Here is a 2,002-nt window from a genome sequence, read left to right as displayed (position 1 = left end):
TTGTTATCGACTGGTGGTGGTGTAGTCGTCGAGGTTGGTGTGTTTGAGGAGTTTCCAGAAGTCGAGGAGTGTCCAGGGGTTGTTGCCGACGACTCGTCCGTGGTGGTTGCGGACGTAGGTGGTCATGCCGGGGTGGGTCCAGATCATGTTCTGGTGGCGTTCTTGGATGGTGTCGTTATAGGTGTCGTGGACGTCGCGGCGGCATTCGAGTTCGGTGATGTTGTGGGTGAACATCTTGTCGAGTGCGTCGAGGACGTAGTTGATTTGGCATTCCATGACGAAGATGAAGCTGCCGCCGTGGCCGAGTTGGGTGTTGGGGCCGTAGAGGAGGAAGAGGTTGGGGAAGTCGGGGGCGACGGTGCCGAGGTAGGCGCGGGGGTCGTCGTCGTTCCAGGCTTGGCGGATGCTCAGGCCGTCGCGTCCTTCGATGGGCAGGGTGGAGAGCATGCGGGCGACTTTGTAGCCGGTGGCGAGGACGATGACGTCGACGTCGTAGCTGGCGCCGTTGCGGGTGTGGATGGTGTTGCCGGTGATGTGGTCGATGCCGTCTTCGGCGTTGTCGACCAGTTCGACGTGGGGTCGGGTGAGGGTGCGGAACCAGCCGTTGTCGAGCAGCATGCGTTTGCCGTAGACCGGATATTCGGGAATCACCTTCGGTGCCAGGTCCTGGCGGTCGCCGAGCTGTTCGTGGATGTAGCGGGTGAAGTAGCGGCGGTGGCCGGCGTTGATGGCGTTGATCGAGTGCTGGGGGTCGGTCCAGTTCGGGTCTTTGTGCAGCGAGGGGTAGATCTTGCTGTCGAAGATCCAGCTGAGCCGCAGCCGGTACCAGTACTGGTAGAGCGGGACCTCGCGGAGGAGGAATCGGATCGCGTCGGGGACCGGTTTGTGGAATTTGGGGAACGGTGCCGCCCATTGCCGTGAGCGTTGGAAGATCGTCAACGACTCGACCTCGTCGGCGACCGCCGGGACGAGCTGCATGGCGCTGGCACCGGTGCCGATCACGGCGACGCGTTTGCCGGCCAGGTTCAGCTCGGCCGGCCAGTGCGCGGTGTGCACGACCGGGCCGTCGAAGTCGTCGAGGCCGGTGATGTCGGGGCGGATGGGTTCGTTGAACACCCCGACCGCGCTGACGAGGACGTTGGTGGTCACCGTCTCGACGACTCCGTCGGGGCCGCGCAGTTGGGAGATCCAGGTGTGGCTGGTCTCGTCGTAGCGGGCGGAGATCACCTCGGTACCGAACCGGATGTCGTCGTAGACGCCGTGCTCGATGGCGACCTGACGGAAGTACGACTCGATCTCGTGCTGCGGCGGGAAGTACCGGGACCAGTCGTAGCTGGTGAAGGTGTAGGAGTACAGGTGCGCGGGGGTGTCGACCCCGCAGCCGGGGTAGTGGTGCGAATGCCACACGCCGGAAGAGTCGTCCTGCTTGTCGACGATGGTAAACGGGACACCGGCCTGCTTGAACTTGACGGCGGCGCAGATCCCGGACATGCCGGCGCCGACGATCAGTGCGTGGAATCCCTCGGGGACAGCCTCATGCAACGACGGGGTGCGGGAGTCGGCGAACGACCCCAGCCGGGCCAGCATCAGCTCGGCGTACTCCGGCGGGATCGGCGACCCCTCCGACACCGTCATCATCTGCACCAGCAACTCCGGGGAGGGCTCGGGCACGGCCACCGGCTTGCCGCGGCGCCATGCCAGAATCGCCTCGCGGGCGCCGGCCCGGATCTCGTCCTGCACGTGCTCGGGCAGGCCGCCGGTGTCGTTGTCGTCCACACCGCGGCTGCGTTCGGGCAGGTAGGGGTCCTCCAACCAGTGCAGGTCACCGGTCAGCTGCACCAGCAACAGAAGCAGCGTGGGCACATTCGCCACCGCCAGCGCCTGCGACAGCTGCGCCTCGAAGCCCGCCACATCCGCCGACTCCGGCAAGTCCGTCGCATCCGACTGTTCCGCGAAGAAGGTCTCGTTCGTTTCGCCCAGCATCTGCACCACTTTCTACTTC

1 protein-coding gene is annotated in these 2,002 nt (G+C 64.9%); it reads right to left on the bottom strand.

Features of this window, described 5'->3' with window-relative positions; genetic code table 11:
* Positions 1-3: 3 nt before the first annotated feature.
* A complete protein-coding gene (locus tag ACH49N_RS38885; protein WP_358278825.1) occupies positions 4-1,983 on the bottom strand; it encodes an NAD(P)/FAD-dependent oxidoreductase in 1,980 nt (659 codons plus the stop codon).
* Positions 1,984-2,002: the final 19 nt, after the last annotated feature.

The sequence above is a fragment of the Rhodococcus sp. NPDC019647 genome (assembly GCF_044389235.1).
GTDB lineage: Bacteria > Actinomycetota > Actinomycetes > Mycobacteriales > Mycobacteriaceae > Rhodococcus_F > Rhodococcus_F oxybenzonivorans.
This window is presented reverse-complemented; position numbering and strand designations above follow the sequence as displayed.